The sequence below is a fragment of the Frondihabitans sp. Leaf304 genome (assembly GCF_001423105.1).
Classification (GTDB): Bacteria; Actinomycetota; Actinomycetes; order Actinomycetales; family Microbacteriaceae; genus Frondihabitans.
The window spans coordinates 1082061-1099754 of sequence record NZ_LMNV01000002.1 but is presented as its reverse complement, the minus strand read 5'-3'; the positions used below and the strand labels follow the sequence as shown (position 1 = coordinate 1099754).

Genomic DNA, 17694 nt, shown 5'->3' with positions numbered 1-17694 from the left:
GAGGGGCTGGGTCACTGGGCGTCTCGATCGATTTGCTGAAGAAGGTCGGTGAGGCACGTCTCGTGGAGAGCAAGGTCGAACTCCCAGGGTGAGTGGAAGGCTTCCTCCGAGAACCTCGTGCCGTGGGCGATGTCCGCTTTCGACCAGAAGTAGTCGACCTGGTCGGCCAGAGCAGTCGCGTAGAGGAACTCGTTGCGCGCGGTGTAGGAGTCCTGCGAGAGCACGAGAACGTTCGTGAGATGCTCCGCGTAGAGCAGGCTGAACATGCCCGACCCGGCGAACCCGGCGACCACGTCGGCGTTTCCGAAGAGGCTTGCCTGCTCGCTGACGGAGAGGGTCTCCGGGTTCACGACCACGAAGCCGTTGCGTTCGAAGAGGGCTTCGACCTCGGCCGCGTTCCGACAGGATCTGTTGGTGCTCGAGAGGGTCCGTGAGACAAAGATTCTCTGCGGGGCGTTCTCATCCGTGACGACGAGCTCCCGTCTCAGGCGGTTCCAGGTCTCGCGAATCGCCGGGTGGAAATGGTGGGTGGCGAAGTTCTGCCACAGGAGCGAGCCGGAGACGAACGAGTCGACGACCACATCGGAGTCGACCCACTCGATGTCTGCCTCGTCGATGCCGAATGCGGTGAAGAGGGTGCGTTCGACGACCGGGTCGTGGTCGGCGGCGGGTACTCGGCAGATCGCCCGGACACGAGGATCCCTCTTCCGGGCTTCGTCCCATCCCCAGAGCTTGGCAACGGACTCCGTCATGATGTGCCCGAAGTGCCCCGGTACGGACGGGCTCAGATCGTAGAAAGCACCCGGCAGAGAGACGGCGTCGTGAGCCGGTGACTGCCGAGTCGCGAACTCCTTGGTGATGTTGACGAGCGCGCCGTTGACGTCACTACCCGACCAGGGAAACCGGAACGACGAGGGGAGGACTGTGTTGTCGATGGTCGCCAGCATGGTGTCGCCGAGGCTGACCTCGGTGTCGTACCGGCGAAGGGTCCGATTCGAGTACGCGAACGTCGTGTCGGGCATCGTCTGCCCGGTGCCGTGCTGGACGACGATCGTTTGTGACGTGTGCTCGCCGTGGGGGAGCTTCGTGATGATCGTGGGGGCTTTAGAGCCGAGGCGGAGGGGGAGAAGTGCGTTCGCTCGAGCCTCGCGGACTTTGAAGAGGTGCTCGCCTTTTTTGGTCATGACGACGTAGCCCGATCGAATCGTCCTGCTCCCGAGCGCGTCGCCGAGCAGGCGCAATTCGCGAACGGGGCGATGCCGTCCGACGAGAGCATCGAGGGAGGCCACCCAATCGGGCTCGCTGACCTCGACGGGGGAGATGTACGAGCCCCCTTCGATCACGTGCAGGAAAGCCCATTCCCAGAGCAGGATTCGCTCGAGGGATGTCGCGACTCGCAGATCGAGAATGCACTGCACGGCACCGATTTCGGCGAGGCGCTGCGACAGCTCTTCTGCCACGGAGGCGGGCTCGTCGAGGGGCTTGGCGCCGTCCTCGACCTGCAAGAGCGAAAGGCGATCTCCGAGCAGCGACTTGAGCGCGGACAGCAACTCCGGTGCGGTGTCTGCAGTTGCGACCGCGACGACGGCGCCCTCTCCCGACAGTTCGGGAAAGTCGACGAGCTCCGTTGATGAGCCCCCTGAGGCGATATCAGGAGATCGCCGACGATCGAAGATCATGTAGACATCATATGGCCGCAACGGTGCCGACCATTTGGATCTCTCACTAGTGCACCGTGTTTCATATAAGCAATGTGAGGAGCGCCGCAGCCTTTCCTTTGCTATTTACGTGGAACGCGAAGCACAGCGGTGATGAGATTGTGATCCGACGGAACCAGCGACAGCGATTTACCGGCGGCGGTCTTCGGGTTCCAGACGTTCGTGAAGGACTGACTGCCCCGCATTCCCTGCGTGAGGATGTAATCGATTCGTTGGCCGTCGCCGTTACGGTCTGAGATCTGCTTCGAGGGTGACTGCGAGTTGTTGTACGTCGACTTGTAGGTGCCGTAACGATGGAGCGACGCTGACGAGTCGTAGAAGCCGCCGCGGATCAGGGTGGGCTGAGCGCCGTCGATACGGCCCTCCGGGTACCTGTTGTCGTTGAAGTCGCCACCGAGGATCACGGGGAGATGGGTCGTGTTCTTGGCATTGAGCGCCTTGAGCAACTGTGCGGAGTTCTTGCCGAGGAGCGTCTTGCGTTCGTTCTTACTCGACGTCGTGGGAATGCTGAAGTGGGCCGCAACGACGAAGAACTGCGTTTTCGGATCGGATTTCGATTGCAGCTTCGCCCACGGGGTGTTCGTGGAGTGCGTGTCAGCCTTGCTGTAGTCGCGGATACCCGAAAGCCAGCCCTTCGACACGAGTGTGAATTTCGAGGGGTTGTAGTAGAGCCGGTTGCCCTGGTTCGAGGTACTCGGGGCCGGGTCGCTGTCGGTGAGCTTCAGGGCGGAGAGGCGCGAATCGAGATCGAGGTAGACCTGGCGCTGCGGGTTCGAGGGGTTGCCGTCGGAGTCTCCGCTGGCCTCGACCGCTGCCAACACGTCGGGAGCCTGCGCACTGATGTTCTGCGCGATGACTCGCCCACGAGTCGGCCACTTCGCCGTGCCCGATTTCTCGCAGCCCGAGCACTCCACGTTGTAACTGGCGAATTTCACGCCGAGCCCGGAGGAGTCCGGCTTGGTCGGAGCGGGCCAGGCCACGACCTGAGCCGAGTCGCGCAGGTGGGCCGACGGCTTGATGGTGCTGCGTGCCTGCACCTGGGCGTAGATCGGATTGCCATAGGGCGTCGAGGTGAGCTGACTCGCCTTGCCGGTGATCTTCCGGGCCTTGGTGACGGGATTGAACGCCGAGAACCAGGCTGTGGTGCTCGGTACCCAGTAGTCGGGCCTCCGGCTCCTGTCCGGCCCGGCCGACGACGTGACGCGATAGTCGGTGGCGTAGGGCGCGGCTCCCCACTTGATGGTGATGCCGCCCGTCGCGGCCTTGGCCGAGACGGAGGAGAACAGGCCGGTATAGCCCGGCTTGAGGGTTAAAGTGACCCGAGCCGAGTAGGCGCCCGATTTGCCCGCCTTGATCGCCCGAACGACCGCGTAGTAGGTCTTGCCGGGGCTCAGCGGCCCCACCGAGACCTTGGCGGCGGTCGACTTCTTCGACTTCGCCGACGAGAAGGAGGGCGATGTCGACCACTTCGTCGAGTAAGTCGCCCCGGGGACGGCCTTCCAGTACAGCGCGACAGTCCGGTTCGCCCAGGACTGGCTGTTCACGTGGGCGCCCGTGACACGAGCCGGCGACGAGGCCGCCTGCGCGGGCGCGACGGCCGCGACGACGAGTGCCGCGGCAAGGGCTACTGCGACCGAGCCGCGACGAAGAGCGAGAGACATCTATGAACCCGATTTCAGTAGATGAGAAGAATGATCGCGGTCAGCTTAGGCACCCGCGCGGGGGTACACCAGAACCTCGAAAGGGGTACACCGAAGCCGAACGGGGTGCTATGCAGCACAATCGAGAGTGAACCGTGATTCTGAACCCCAGGAGATCCTCATTCCCCCCGCACCTCTGCTCTCCGTCGTCATCCCCGCCCGCGATGTCGCGCCGTGGATCGACGAATTGCTCGACAGCGTGCTCGGGGCAGGAGTCGACTCGCTCGAGGTGATCGTGGTCGACGACCGGTCGACCGACGAGACGGGCGACCGGATCGCGGCCGCCGCCGAGCGCGACGGGCGCGTTCGACACCACCGTGCTTCCGGCATCGGGGCCGCAGCGGCTCGCAACGAGGGCGCGCTCCTCGCGTCGGGTCGGTACCTCGTCTTCGCCGACGCCGACGACCTCATTCCGCAGGGCGCCTACTCGGCCCTGGTCGACAGCCTGGAGAGCAGCGGCTCCGACTTCGCGATCGGCGACCACCTCAAGTTCTCACCCGGCTCCACCTGGAGCCCTACTGCTCGATGGCATCCGTTCGACACCGACCTGCAGGGCGTCACACCGTCGAGGGTGCCCACTCTCGTGAGCGGCCGCGCCGCCTGGAACCGGGTCTTCCGCCGCTCGTTCTGGGAGGGCAATGCGCTCGCGTTCCCCGAGATACCGCGCAACGACGACATGGTGCCGATGACGAGGTCGTTCGTTCTGGCCACATCGATGGATGTCGTCGCATCGTGCGTCTACCTGTACCGTGACCGGCCCGGAACGACGTCGATGACGGCCGGAACCCCCGCCGACGTCGCCGCGCGTCTCTACTTCGACCAGGAAGCGATCTGCGCCGAGATCGTCGCCGACTTCTCTGACCCGGCCGTCACCGCCTCGTATTCGCGCCTCGTCTTCGACGCCGACGGCTGGGTTCACCTCTCGACCTACCTCCGTCAGCTCGAGGAGGGAGCGGGTCTGAGCCCCGAGGTCGCCGAGGCGCTGGCCGCAATGCTCGCTGTGGTTCCGCGCGACGCGTTCGAGAGTGCGACGGCCGATCGGCGTGCCCTTTTCGCCCTGGTCGAGGCGGGGGAGATCGGGCGTGCGCGATCCTTCGCCCGCTCTTCGGCCCGTGCGCGTGACGAGCGCTTCTACGACTCTGCGGCTCTGGAGGAGTGGAGCCGCACGCTCGTGGCGCTGGAGCACGAGCCGGCCGCGTCAATCGACCTGGAACGCCTCTCAGTTGACGGGCCCCTCACCGCTCTCGCGAATGACGCGGCGCTGGCGGCCGTGGAAGACCTTGTGCCAGTGGTCAGCGTTCTGGCGGGCACGACGGCGATTTCGACGCTCGATCCGGGCGGCGTCGAGTCGGAGATCCTCCGCTGGATGCTCGAGGCCGTCCGAGCCTGCGACGCCGATGCCGTGCGGCGGGTGTCGCTCGCGCGTCGAGCGGCGCCTCTCGTCGTGGAGCGTGTTGAGGTACAGCCGGATCTGCTGCTGCTCGCAGGGCCCGCCCCATGGCCCGAAGCGCTCTTGGGCGCCGTGCTCGTGCTGCGGTCCGACGCCGGTGACGATATCCCTCTCGCCCTCGCGCTAGAGGAGGGCCGATGGTCGGCCGAGGTCCGTGCCCAGGAGCTGCCGACGCCCGGGCGCTACCGGGTGCTCGTGCGGTTCACCGCCGGCAATTCGGTGGGCGCGCAGGAGCACGCGGTGGTCACGGCTCGCATGCCGTTGCCGCCGGTTCCCGAGGGGTCGGCCCTGCAGCCGCTGAGCGACCGCAAGAACGGCTGGGTGTTTCTGCTGGACTACCGAGACGCATCGCGCGGCGGGGTGCTGTCGGGTCTTCGAGCGAAGGCACGGGCTCGGCTCCGTAGCTGAGCAGCGCATGAGCAGCGCATGAGCAGCGCGGCCGTCGCTCAGGCGGAGTCGGTCGCGCGCAGCCGGTCGAGCAGATCCGCGTAGCGGGTCGAGATCGTGAAGGGCGAGAGCCGGTGTGAGAAGTCGCCGGTCGCAGCACTGTCGACGGCGTACGTCGCCTCGTCGTCGAGCAGACCCGCGATCGAGGTGACCGGGTCTTCGGTATCGAACCATCGGATCCACGTCTCGCCGCCGAAGGCCGCCCGAAGGTGGGGCTCGTCGGGCAGCACGACGGGCAGATCGAATGTCGCGGCAAGGTGCAGAGTGCCCGAGTTCAGGATCCGACGGTACGGCAGCACGAGCACGTCGGCTGCTCGCAGCCACTTCTCGACGTCGGCATCGGCAACGTGCCCCGGGTGCCAGACGACTCGCACTCCGGCGGGCAGAATCGCCTCGAGCGTGAGCCGATCGGCCTCCGTCACGCTGCCAGCGAGCAGCAGCACCGGCCGGACGGCCGTCGCGTCGAGGCACCCGAGAGCCGCGAACAGGGTGTCGAGGCCCTTGTAGGGCCGCATCTGCCCGAAGAACAGCACTCCGCGCTCGTCGGCGCCTAGCCCGATGCTCGCCCGGGCGTCGTTCCGCGACAGCTGCGACGGGTAGACGCCCTGGTAGCTCGGATGCGGAATCACCACCACCTTGGCGGGATCCAGCGTGTACGAGGGGGCGGCGGCCTCGACGGCGTCGGCCGTCATGACGTGGACGACGTCGGCGCGGTCGGCCAAGTATCGGCACAGCGCGAGCTCGAGTTCGTCGTGGCGGACGTCGTGGGGCACGACGTTGTGGAGGGTCCAGACGACCCTGGCACCTCGCGCGGCCGCCGCATCGACGGCGGTTCGGAAGCGATCCAGACGCTCAGAGGCCTCTTTGACCGTCTCGGCCCGCTGCACGACCGGTGTGGTCCAGTGCAGGTGCACCACGTCGCCAGAGGTGAGGCTCGCGGCCGTCCGCTCGAGCCCTTCGAGTCGGGTCTCGTCGATCAGGGCGTACCCGCGACCTCTCGCCGCGAGCCCGAGCAGGTTGATGTACGGGTTGTCACGGTAGGCGGGAAAGACGAGGACGCGAGCAACGGTCTTCATCGGACGGCGGCCTTCATCGATCGAGCCCGTCGCCCGCCCCGAGGGCCTCGAAGATCAGCCGCTCTCGGTCGTCCAGTGCTTGCGCCGACACCGGTGCCCCGGCGCCGATCTGCAGGCGGAACGCCGGCGCGACGAGCGGGTCCGACGCCAGGGCCGGGTCGACGAGCACGTTGACCGCTCCTGGCTGTGGCACGAACCGGCCGTCGCGGAGCAGAGCCACCGCCACGTCGTCGAGCGAGGCGGACGAGCGATACCAGGCGTCCGGGGCGTCGAGCACGACCTCCTGGCCGAGGTCGCGGAGTCGGGACGCGAGGGCGTCGGCCTCGGCGAACGTCGAGGCCTCGTGCTTCAGTGACCAGCGGAGCGAAGGGCGACCGGCCCAGGATCCTTCGCTCACGTCCCGTGGCGGCCGCACGATCAGTGGGCGCGACGACCGAACCAGTACGTCGTGCCCCTTCGGCTCGCCCGCCTCGATACCGGCCAGCACCAGCCCCGCGGCGGCGTAGCGCGACGCCTCGATGCGTGGATACCGGCCCTGCCAGCGTTCGTCGAAGTGTCGGCGGTTCGCGATCTGCGCGTCGGAACGCCCGGGCGCGACGCTCTCGTGGTGCACGACGACCGACTCGGGCACGACCGAGAACCGACCGTCCGGCCGCTCGTCGAGGGCGCGCAGGCACAGGTCGACGTCTTCGAGTCCGTTGGCAAAGATCGGGTCGAAGCCCCGCCAGCGAATCAGGTCGCCGGCGCGGAAGATCGCCGCCGCCGCCGTGATCGCCGAGAACGAGCGCTGGTCGGCCCGTCCGGCATCGCTGCGGGGGTGCGCGGCCAGGAAGTGCCACGGCAGCACCTTGTCGCCGCCGAAGACGGTGCCGGCGGCCTGCACCGTGCCGTTCGGGTAGAGCAACAGGGGCTGCGCCCCGAGGACCGCAGGATCCGACAGCTCGTCGACCAGAGGCGCGAGCCACCCCGGCTGCACCTCGGTGTCGTTGTTGAGCATGACCACGTGGGCACCAGTCGACGCGGCGAGGCCGAGGTCGCTGCCGAGCGCGAAGTTCCGGTTGCGATCCTGGCGGAGGATGCGCACGCGGGGCTCGGCGGCGAACCAGGCGGCGAGGGTCGCGGAGACGCTCCGCTGGGAGGCGTTGTCGATCACGACGACCTCGACCCGGAGCGGGGCACCGTGGTCGGACGCGCTGTCGCTGTCGGAGGCGCCTTCTCGGTCGGAGGCACCGCCGCGGTCGGCGTCGGCGAGGACCGCGTCGATCGCCCGACGCGTCATCCGCCACTCCCGGTAGACGGGAATCACGATCGACACCAGGTCGGCCCGGCGGTCGGGCGCCGCATCGGCGAGGGCCGCCCAGTCGATCACGTTCGGTGCGAGCGCGACCTCCTGCCACGACGCGCCCTCGCGCGACGAGAGACGGGATGGGTCGAAGGTGTTGTCGTAGTCGACGCTGAGGTGATCGACGTAGCGCGGCACCCCGAAGTCGCGGGAGAGGCGGAGCACGTAGTCGTAGTCGATCCAGCGCTTCAGGGTCGTGTCGAAGCCGCCGAGCGATCGCGCGGCCGACGCCTCGACGACGAGCGCGTTCAGATCGATGAAGTTGCCCGCGACCAGGTCGCTCCAGTCGCCCTCCTCGCCACGGAAGGTCTCTTTGGACTCGTCGGCCGCATCGCCCGTGTTGTTGAGACCGATCATGCGGAGGCCGGTGTGGACGGCGCTCGCACCCTCTTGGAGCAGGGCCGCCAGCGCCAGCTCGAGGTGCGTGGAACGCCAGGCGTTGTCGGAGTCGAGAAACGCGATGTGCGTGCCCGTCGCGGCGGCGAGCCCGGTGTTGCGGGCGGCCGACGCTCCCGCGGGCGCCTGCGCCACGGGGGTCATGCGGGGATCACGGGCCGACAGTCGTTCGACGACGGCGGGGGTCTCGTCGGTCGAGCCGTCGTCGACGACGATGAGCTGCCAGTTGTCGTACGTCTGATCGGACACCGACAGCATCGCGCGCTCGAGCTGCGCCGCCCGGTTGTGGGTCGGGAGCACGATCGAGACGAGTGGCCGCTCGGCCTGCAGGCGAGCGAGCCCCGCCGCGTAGCGCGTGCGCGCCTCGGCTGTGTCGGCGCCGCCCCACTCGGGACGGTAGCGCCGCCGCGTGCGGTGCTGCGAATCGGCGAACGCGCGGGCGACGGCGAGGGAGCGGGCGCGCTCCCGGCCCCAAGTGGGGCGCTCGCCGCGGCGACCGGCAGACACCGGCATCAGCGTGGTCGTGTCGGCGTTCCGCACGAAGTGCCGGAGAGCGCCGAGGGTCGTGGTGACGGCGGCGCGGTCGGTCTCGTCGAGCTCCGCCACATAGCGCGCCGCGTCGAACACCGGCGAAGTGGCAACCAGATCGGTCGACTCCTGGTGCAGGAAGTCGTACCAGCTGAAGCGCGAATCGGGCTGCTGGTCGTTCAGCCACTCCGGTTCGATCAGCGGCGACAGCGACAGACCTCGGCTGCCGTCGTTGAGCATGTAGAACTCGATCGCGGCGATATCGGACTCGAATCGACGCCCGACCATCGTCTCGAAGTACTCGCGGTCGAGGATTCCGAACTCGACGATCCGCCGTGCCCAGCGCAGCTGGCGATCCTCGACGGTCAGGGGCGGCGGGGCAGGTCTGAGCCGTCGAGCCATCTGCCGAAGAACGACAGCGCCCGATCGGCGCGGTCGACTCTCGGGGCCACTCATCGCTTGCGCCCGGGGAGCTTCGGCACCAGACGTGCTACTGCCTCCCCGGTACGGAACGTACGGCTGGCCCGCAGATCGCGCAGCTCGGCGCGCAGACGCTCGACCTCGGCACCCGACTCGGGGCCGCCGTCGTCGATCGCGGCGTCGACGAGAGCGAGATCCCGCCAGCGAGCGTCGAGGGCCGCGACCCGGTCGGCGAGAGGCAATTCGAGCGCCGAGCGGAGAGCCGCAGCCCCAGCGGCCCAATCGCCGTCAACGACGGTGGCCGCTGCATGCTGCCTCAGCACGGGCGTCGCGTCGCGCGAGCGCGAGACGAACGCGGCGTCGGTCCACGGTGACGGGGTGACGGCCGTCGGATCCTGACCTCGATCGTCCGGGAGCGAAGGATCCGGCACACCGTCGCCCGACACGGCCACGAGGTGCAGTGAGCGCCGATGCGCGCGCACGAGCGATCGGGGCGTCACCCGCTCGGCGAGCAGCACCGTCGCCGCCACGAGGTCGTCGTCGTGCGCGTCGGCCGCGACCCTGACATCGGCGGTCACCGCTGCACCCGACGAGACCGCGGCGACATCGTCGACGAGGATCTCGCGCGCCCAGTCGGAGGCGGGAAAGGACGCGAGGAACGCGTCGATCGCCCCGGGCACGGCGACCCCGGCGCGCAGGTCGAGCACGATCCGCTGCGGGCCGAAGGGCACGACCAGGTCGGCAAAACGATCTGCTGGGGCGACCGAATGGCGCAGGAACGACTGCACAGCCGATCCGTAATACGGATAGCGACGGTCGAGCTCGCGCTGGTGCGCCGTGCGCAGGGTGTTGCGGCGTGCACCGACGAAGCTCTTCGACCCCTCGTGGAAGACCAGGGCCCGGTTCGCCATCGTCGACACGAAACCAGCCTCGCCGAGGCGCAGGCAGTAGTCGTTCTCTTCGCCGTAGCCCGGCGAGAAGACCTCGTCGAAGAGGCCGAAGCGCACGATCAGGTCGCGCCTGGTGAGGAAGCAGAAACCCATCGCGACGGGCGGCTCATACCAGCGCGGCAGATACGGCAGCAGCGCTTCGTGCACCTCGCGGGTGCGGTCGAACGTGCGCTCCCCCTTCGGGTCGGTGAGCCGGAACGGCAGGCTCGCGATCGTCGCGTTGTTGCTCCGGGCAGTGACCACGCCGTGCCGCGGATCGGCGTACAGCACAGCAAGCATCTCGTCGAGGAACCCGGGTGTCGGTACCGCGTCGCTGTTCATCAGCAACACGTCGGCATCGGTGTCGTCGAGCTCGGTGACAGCGCGGTTGCAGGTGCCGACGAATCCGAGGTTCTCGGGGTTCCGCTCGTACCGCACGCCGGCCACGCCGTCGATGCGCTCGAGCAGAGCCTTCTCGATGGCGTCGACATCGGGGCCGCAGTCGTTGACGAGCAGGATCCGATGCGTCGCCAGATCGACGGTCGTCACCAGCGCATCGAGACACTCCAGCACCGACGGCAGGTCGCCGTACACCGGCACCACGATCAGAACGCTCATCGGGCGCCTCCCAGCAAGGTCGCGAGGCGGGCCACGACCTGATCGAGGGTGCCGCCGAGGGCACCCGGTTCGAGGTCGCGGAAGCCGGCGGGGCCGTCGGCGGCAGCCCGCCGAATGGCACGAGCCACCGCCTGGCCGAGCGCCTCGGGATCGGCCGCGACGGCGTCGATTCCCGGATGGACGCCGGCGCGGGTGCCCGCGAACTCGTTCGTCACGACGTGAGCACCCGAGATCGCCCCGTCGAAGGGCGGGTGGCTCGGATGCGGGCTGAGCTGCAACGACAGCACCACGTTGCGGCTCGCGATGAAACGGAAGTAGTCGTCCCACGGAAGTGTTCCGACGCTCTCGAGCTTGGCGTCACCGCCGAGCTCGACGTCGCGGTGCAGCTCTCCGGCGCTGGCGAACTCGACGGTGATGCCGGATCCTTCGAGCTCTCGAACGGCGATGCGAAGCGCGGCGATGCCGACGCGGAACAGGTTGCGGTGCTTGTTCGGCCGGCCGTAGAAGAGCACGCGCACGACGTCGTCATGGGAACGCTCGGCGGCCACGCGGCGGAGCAGATCGAGGTCGAGGTGCGGGGCGAAGACGAGGTCGTCGGGAATCTCGAGACCCTCTTCTTGCCGCAGATACGTCTGCAAGGGGGAGGAATTGACGACCACGCGGAACCCCGCGTGATACGTGGCCCGGGCCAGAGCGAATTCGGTCGACCACGGGCTGAAGCCGGGCTCGTAATCCTGCACCAGGTAGACGACGCGCTGCGGGTCGATGCGACCGGCCGTGACCGCCACCGAGATGGCATGCGCGGTCTTCCAGTGGGTGGCGAGCCAGAGGTCGGAGTCGCTGAAGTCGGCCTTCGAGATCTCTTCGCGGGCGACGACGGTGATGTGCTTGCCGGGGAAGCGCTCGCGGAGCACTTCTGTTGCGGCCGCGGACGAGTTGCCGGGGGTGGTCCAGCCGACCATCACGACGCGCACCGGCAGCCCGAGGGCTTCGGCGAGGGCTACGCCGAACGAGACGGCCGTCTGGATGCCGGCGAAGGTGGCGCCGTCGCGGACCTCGCCGATCACGATGTTGAGGGCGGGGCTCGTGCTCGCGCTGCTGCCGCTGCTGCTTGCGTTGCTTGCGTGGCCGTTGCCGGTGCTGTGGATGCCGGCTAGGGCAAGGCTCGTCTCCGAGAGACCGTGGAAGGGCCGCGCCTCCGGGGGAGCGGCGGCGATCTCACGTCGCTCGACGGCGCGATTCGGGCTGGAGGTGGGGGCGAGGCGCTCGCGGGCGACATTCCGGTAGTCGGAGTCGGCCAGGTAGGAGCGGTTGACGCGTGCCAGGTCAGAGACGAGTCGCCCGATTTTCGTGAGATTCATACGGTTTCGAGCCTAGGGCTTTCTCGGCGTGGTGCCCCGGTCGCTCGCCGCTGCGGCCTCGCGAAAGTGCCGAAATCGGCTTCTGTTCGTTCGCCGGGCGGCGATTTGGCCCCTCTCGGCGGCTCGCGCCGGTGTTGCCAGTGGGCGCGGGGCCCCGGGTGCCGCGTAATGCTGGCCCGGCCGCGGCTCTGACAGCTTTAGGCGGCACTCAGCACTCGGCACGCGGCGTGCGGAGCGAAAGCCAGCTACGCGAAGACCCCTTCGGCCGAGGCCTGGGCGAGAGCCTCCTGCCAGGACCGCATGGGCGCGAGGCCGGCAGCAGCCCACGCGTCGTGCCCGAGCACGCTGAAAGCGGGGCGCGGGGCCGGGCGCACGAATGCGGCACTGTCGGTCGGAAGAACGCGCTCAGGATCCAACCCGGCCTCGCTGAACACAGCGCGCGCGAAGTCGAACCACGACGCCCGGCCCGAGTTCGTGCCGTGGTAGATGCCGGCAGGTGCATCGGCGTCGACGAGCGCGACGAGCTGCGCTGCGAGATCGGACGTCCAGGTGGGCTGACCGACCTGGTCGTTCACCACGGTGACCGTGTCGTGCGAGGCGGCGAGCCGAAGCATGGTCGCTGCGAAGTTCGGACCGTGCTGGCCGTACAGCCAGGCGGTACGGACGACGTAGGCACCCGCGGGGTTGACCGCGAGGGCAGCGATCTCGCCGGCCGCCTTGGTGCGGCCGTAGGCGTTCAGCGGGTCGAGCGGGGTCGTCTCGGCGTAGGGCTCGGTGGCCTGGCCGTCGAAGACGTAGTCGGTTGACACCGTCACGAGCTTCGCGCCGTGCGTCGCGGTCGCCTCGGCGAGCAACTCGACGGCCGTGCCGTTGACGAGGAGCGCCTCGTCTTCGTGTGTCTCGGCGTCGTCGACCTTCGTGTAGGCGGCGGCGTTGAAGACCACGTCGTGGCCCTCGACGGCGTCGAGCACCGCGGCGCGGTCGGTCACGTCGAGGTCGGCGCGGCCGAGCACGGTCACGTCGCGGCCGAAGAGCGCCTCGACGAGGTCGGTGCCGAGCATGCCCCGAGCACCCGTCACGAGGTAGCGGAGGTTCTGGGTCGGGCTCACGCGAGGGCCGCGCGCTCTTTCAGCGGCTCCCACCAGGTGCGGTTGTCGCGGTACCACTGCACCACGTCGTTCAGCCCCTGCTCGAACGGCACCTGCGGCTCGTAGCCGAGCTCGCGCTGGATCTTCGAGATGTCGACCGAGTAGCGCAGGTCGTGGCCCAGGCGGTCCTGAACGCGATCGACGTATGACCAGTCTTTGCCGGTCGCGTCGAGCAGTAGCTGCGTCAGCTCTTTATTGGTGAGCTCGGTGCCGCCGCCGATGTTGTAGATCTCGCCGGCCTCGCCCTTGACGAGCACGAGGGCGATTCCCCGGCAGTGATCGTCGACGTGCAGCCAGTCGCGGATGTTGTTGCCCTCGCCGTAGAGCGGCACGTGCTTGTCGTCGATGAGGTTCGTGACGAACAGCGGGATGACCTTCTCGGGGAAGTGATACGGCCCGTAGTTGTTCGAGCAGCGAGTGATCGAGACGTTGAGGCCGTGCGTGCGGTGGTAGCTGCGCGCGAGGAGGTCGGAGCCGGCCTTCGACGCCGAGTACGGCGAGTTCGGCTCGAGCGGGCGGTCTTCGGCCCACGAGCCCTCGGCGATCGAGCCGTAGACCTCGTCGGTCGACACGTGCACGAAGCGCTTGAGGTCGTTGCGGAGGGCCGCGTCGAGCAGCTGCTGGGTGCCGAGCACGTTGGTCTCGACGAAGATCGAGGCGTCGCGCACCGAGCGGTCGACGTGCGACTCGGCCGCGAAGTGGACGACCGCGTCGACGTCGGGGAAGAGCGTGTCGAGCAGCGCGCCGTCGCGGATGTCGCCTTCGACGAAGCGGTAGCGGGGCGAGTCGGCGACGGGAGCCAGGTTCTCGAGGTTGCCCGAGTAGGTCAGGGCGTCGAGGACGACGACCTCGGCGCCCTCCAGGCCCGGATAGGCGTCTTGCAGGGTGCGCCGGACGAAGTTGGAGCCGATGAAGCCGGCTCCGCCGGTGACGAGGATGCGCATAAGGATGTCTTTCGGTCGCGAGCGTCGATCGAATCCATAGTAGGGGGCAGGATCCGGCCCCACCCTGACCGAACTCCGCCGGTCCGGGCAAGATGGGGCCATGCGAACAACGACGTTTTCCGACCTGACCGCCCCCGCCTCCAATGTGATCCTCGGACTCATGCGGATCGACCCGCTCTCCGACACCGAGATCCAGACCCTCGTCGGCACGGCACGCGATGCCGGCATCACCTTCTTCGACCACGCCGACGTCTACGGCGGCACCCCGCACTTCTGCGAGAAGCGCTTCGGCGACGCCATCAGGTTCTCACCGAGTGAGCGGGAGAACGTGATCCTCCAGTCGAAGGTCGGCATTCGCGACGGCTTCTGGGATTTCTCGCACGACCACATCGTCGAGTCGGTCAACGAGTCGCTCGAGGCCCTCCGGGTCGACCACCTCGACATCCTGCTGCTGCACCGCCCCGACGCCCTCGTCGAGCCCGACGAGGTCGCCCGCGCCTTCGACGAGCTGAAGGCGGCCGGCAAGGTGACGAGCTTCGGCATCTCGAACCACACGCCGCTGCAGGTCGACCTGCTCAAGAAGTCGGTCACCCAGCCGCTCATCGTCAACCAGGTACAGCTCAGCATCACGCACGCCAACCTCATCACCGCGGGCGTCAGCGCCAACATGAAAGGCCTCGACCAGTCGATCGACCGTGACAACGGCATTCTCGACTACTCCCGCATCAACGACATCACCCTGCAGGCGTGGTCGCCGTTCCAGAAGGGGTTCTTCGACGGGGTGTTCCTCGGCGACCGGGAGACCTACGCCGACCTGAACGACGTCATCGACGAACTGGCGGCAAAGTACTCGGTCGCACCCGAGGCCATCGCGGTCGCGTGGATCACGCGTCACCCGGCCCACATGCAGGTGGTGCTCGGCACCACGAACCCCCAGCGCGTCAAGAATTCCGCTGCCGGAAGCGAGCTGCCGCTGACCCGCGAGGAGTGGTACCGGCTGTTCACCGCTGCGGGGCACCTGCTGCCGTAGACGGAGGGCCGCCGCAGGTCACCGGCTGGCGTGAGACGTCACCGGCTAGGCTTCCCGGGTGCAGATCCGTGAATTGAGTATTCCAGACAGCTACGAGATCACCCCGAAGCAGTTCGGCGACGACCGGGGCGTGTTCCTCGAGTGGTACCGCTTCGACAAGCTCGCCGAGGTCATCGGTCACCCGATCGACCTCCGGCAGGCCAACACCTCGGTGTCGAAGCGGGGCGTCGTGCGCGGCATCCACTTCGCCGACGTTCCGCTGGGCCAGGCGAAGTACGTGACGGCGACGCACGGTGCCGTGCTCGACTACGTCATCGACATCCGGGTCGGCTCGCCGACGTTCGGCCAGTGGGACAGCGTGCTGCTCGACGACAAGGACCGCCGCGCCATCTACATCTCGGAGGGGCTCGGGCATTGCTTCGTCGCCCTCACCGACGACGCCACCGTCAGCTACCTGGTGACCGACACGTTCAACGCCGAGCGCGAGCACGGAATCAACCCCCTCGACTCCGACATCGCGCTGGTGTTCCCCGACGAGGCCGGCGAGGCTCTCCTCTCGCCCAAAGACACCGACGCGCCGTCACTCGCCGAGGCCGCCGCCGCGGGCACCCTGCCGACCTGGGCCGACATGCGCGCCTATTACTCGTCGCTCAGCGCGGCGTTCACCGCGAAGAAGGGCTGACCCGTGAAGGGAATCATCCTCGCCGGAGGCTCCGGCACCCGTCTCTGGCCGATCACCAAAGGCATCTCGAAGCAGCTGATGCCGATCTACGACAAGCCGATGGTCTACTACCCCCTGTCGACCCTGATGATGGCCGGCATTCGCGAAGTGCTCATCATCACCACCCCGGAGTACAACGACCAGTTCCGCGCTCTCGTGGGCGACGGATCCTCGTTGGGCATGGAGATCTCGTACGCCGTCCAGCCGTCACCCGACGGCCTGGCTCAGGCGTTCATCATCGGTGAGGAGTTCATCGGCGACGACAGCGTCGCGCTGGTGCTCGGCGACAACATCTTCCACGGCGTCGGCCTCGGCACGAACCTCAAGAAGAACACCGAGGTCTCGGGGGCGACGATCTTCGCGTACCACGTCTCCGACCCCAAGGCCTACGGCGTCGTCGAGTTCGACGACGACTTCAAGGCCGTCTCGATCGAAGAGAAGCCGACCGCCCCGAAGAGCAACTACGCGGTGCCCGGCCTCTACTTCTACGACAACAAGATCGTCGAGATCGCGAAGACGATCGAGCCGAGCGCCCGAGGCGAGCTCGAGATCTCGACAGTCAACGAGCGCTACCTCGAGGCCGGTGAACTGCAGGTGCAGGTGCTCGACCGCGGTACGGCGTGGCTCGACACCGGCACGTTCGAGTCGATGATGCAGGCGTCCGAGTACGTCCGCGTGATCGAAGACCGCCAGGGCCACAAGATCGGCTGCATCGAAGAGATCGCCTGGCGCAACGGATGGATCGACGACGGAGCTCTCGCGAGCCTGGCGGCCCCCCTCGCCAAGAGCGGCTACGGCGTCTACCTGCAGAAGCTGCTGAACGGCTAGTCGCCAGCGGCTAACTCGAGACGGGCCCGCTGAGGCGACCCCGCGACAGCTCCGGTCGGTCGAGGGGGTCGCCCAGAAGGGCATCGCCGCGGTCGTTCTGCTCGTGGTAGAAATCGTCTTTCAGCGGGCGCAGCCCGTGGTACTGGTTGAGCTCTTCCGAGACGAGCTCGATGACGGTGTCGCCCTTGACGACGCGCCAGCCGGCCTGATGTGCCACGAACGACATCCACTGGTCTTCCAAGAAGGCGAACTTGCGCGGCAACCGTAAGAAGAACCGGTCGTCGGCCACGAGGTCGACGTCGTAGACGGTGCCGCCCGTGCCCGCGTGGTCGGCGTGTGACCCGGGCTCGATCTCGGCTCGCCGCCAGTACGAGCCGTGCTGGCTGAACCCCCACCACGCGACGACCGACTGCGGCCGATAGTCGCGCAGCAGGTCGGCGACGAACGTGTCTCGGATGTTCTGGTCGTCGTCGAGCATGATGACGGGCCCGCGATAGCCGCCGTTTCGCAGCAGACGGGCGACGACGAATCGGGCGAGGCCGCCGATGTTGCGCTCGCTGTTGACGAGCTCGACGCTCGACAGGGCGCCGCGCGGGGTTCCGTCGAGGCAGGCGAGGTAGTGCGCGGCGTCGTCGATGTTGTTGTTCCACAGAATCAAGCGGATCGGCCGAGGTGACTCCTGGCGAGCGAGCAGGTCGAGCACCACCGGCAGACGATCGGGACGGTTCCACAGGCACATGACGAGCGGAACGGCTTCAGGATCCGACCCGGGTCGCCCGGTCACCCGTGCCGCCCGCACCCCGGAGGCCAGAAGTCGCATCAGGCCGACGTGCCACTCCCGGTCGCGGCCCCGCTCGCGCTGGGCGCGAGCGCGCCGGATCACTCCGTCGTAGTGGCGCTCGGCGCGGAGAGCCCGGACGACGCGCCGCAGCCGCTCGCGAGGGGTGGGCGCGGGGGAGTCGTCGGGGTGGTTCACCGCCCCAGTGTAAGAGGCAGTCGACTGGGAATGCCGTTGCGGGTTAGTGGCCCTGCACGCTC

General features: G+C 68.0%; 13 protein-coding genes. 4 read left to right on the top strand and 9 right to left on the bottom strand.

Annotated elements, in window-relative coordinates:
• Positions 1 to 11: 11 nt before the first annotated feature.
• Together ASF54_RS04900 and ASF54_RS04895 are read right to left on the bottom strand one after the other, a co-directional pair.
• Complete coding sequence (locus ASF54_RS04900) at positions 12 to 1679, bottom strand: glycosyltransferase family 61 protein (RefSeq protein WP_055959432.1); 1668 nt, start codon at positions 1677 to 1679, stop codon at positions 12 to 14.
• Positions 1680 to 1780: 101 nt separating this feature from the next.
• Positions 1781 to 3379 (bottom strand): endonuclease/exonuclease/phosphatase family protein, encoded by a 1599-nt coding sequence (locus tag ASF54_RS04895; RefSeq protein ID WP_055959430.1) that lies wholly within the window; start codon positions 3377 to 3379, stop codon positions 1781 to 1783.
• A 127-nt stretch (positions 3380 to 3506) separates the two neighbouring features.
• On the opposite strand from ASF54_RS04895, the gene ASF54_RS04890 reads away from it, so the two are divergent.
• Positions 3507 to 5276, top strand: coding sequence for a glycosyltransferase family 2 protein (locus tag ASF54_RS04890; RefSeq protein WP_055959428.1), 1770 nt, complete (start codon positions 3507 to 3509; stop codon positions 5274 to 5276).
• Between the two features lie 38 nt (positions 5277 to 5314).
• On the opposite strand, the gene ASF54_RS04885 is transcribed toward ASF54_RS04890, so the two are convergent.
• The 6 genes from ASF54_RS04885 to rfbB form a co-directional block, all read right to left on the bottom strand.
• Positions 5315 to 6391 (bottom strand): glycosyltransferase, encoded by a 1077-nt coding sequence (locus ASF54_RS04885; protein WP_055959426.1) that lies wholly within the window; start codon positions 6389 to 6391, stop codon positions 5315 to 5317.
• Between the two features lie 13 nt (positions 6392 to 6404).
• A complete protein-coding gene (locus ASF54_RS04880) occupies positions 6405 to 9059 on the bottom strand; it encodes a glycosyltransferase (RefSeq protein ID WP_055959424.1) in 2655 nt (884 codons plus the stop codon).
• Between the two features lie 50 nt (positions 9060 to 9109).
• Positions 9110 to 10624, bottom strand: coding sequence for a glycosyltransferase family 2 protein (locus tag ASF54_RS04875; protein WP_055959422.1), 1515 nt, complete (start codon positions 10622 to 10624; stop codon positions 9110 to 9112).
• Positions 10621 to 11985, bottom strand: a complete 1365-nt coding sequence (locus tag ASF54_RS04870; RefSeq protein ID WP_055959420.1) for a rhamnosyltransferase WsaF family glycosyltransferase — start codon at positions 11983 to 11985, stop codon at positions 10621 to 10623. The genes ASF54_RS04875 and ASF54_RS04870 overlap by 4 nt, the downstream gene beginning before the upstream one ends.
• Positions 11986 to 12230: 245 nt before the next feature.
• On the bottom strand, positions 12231 to 13094 hold the full coding sequence (rfbD, locus tag ASF54_RS04865; RefSeq protein ID WP_268760975.1) for a dTDP-4-dehydrorhamnose reductase: 864 nt from the start codon (positions 13092 to 13094) through the stop codon (positions 12231 to 12233).
• Positions 13091 to 14077, bottom strand: a complete 987-nt coding sequence (gene rfbB / locus ASF54_RS04860; RefSeq protein WP_055959418.1) for a dTDP-glucose 4,6-dehydratase — start codon at positions 14075 to 14077, stop codon at positions 13091 to 13093. The genes rfbD and rfbB overlap by 4 nt, the downstream gene beginning before the upstream one ends.
• 100 nt (positions 14078 to 14177) lie before the next feature.
• Here rfbB and ASF54_RS04855 point away from each other — a divergent pair, with 100 nt between their 5' ends.
• The 3 genes from ASF54_RS04855 to rfbA are packed head-to-tail and all read left to right on the top strand — an operon-like array spanning position 14178 to position 16656.
• Positions 14178 to 15107, top strand: coding sequence for an aldo/keto reductase (locus ASF54_RS04855; protein WP_055959416.1), 930 nt, complete (start codon positions 14178 to 14180; stop codon positions 15105 to 15107).
• Between the two features lie 58 nt (positions 15108 to 15165).
• A complete protein-coding gene (locus ASF54_RS04850) occupies positions 15166 to 15789 on the top strand; it encodes a dTDP-4-dehydrorhamnose 3,5-epimerase family protein (RefSeq protein ID WP_055959414.1) in 624 nt (207 codons plus the stop codon).
• A gap of 3 nt (positions 15790 to 15792) precedes the next feature.
• Positions 15793 to 16656 (top strand): glucose-1-phosphate thymidylyltransferase RfbA, encoded by an 864-nt coding sequence (rfbA, locus tag ASF54_RS04845; RefSeq protein WP_055959413.1) that lies wholly within the window; start codon positions 15793 to 15795, stop codon positions 16654 to 16656.
• Between the two features lie 10 nt (positions 16657 to 16666).
• Here rfbA and ASF54_RS04840 read toward each other — a convergent pair whose 3' ends face one another.
• Positions 16667 to 17632 (bottom strand): hypothetical protein, encoded by a 966-nt coding sequence (locus ASF54_RS04840; RefSeq protein WP_055959411.1) that lies wholly within the window; start codon positions 17630 to 17632, stop codon positions 16667 to 16669.
• Between the last annotated feature and the right edge of the window lie 62 nt (positions 17633 to 17694).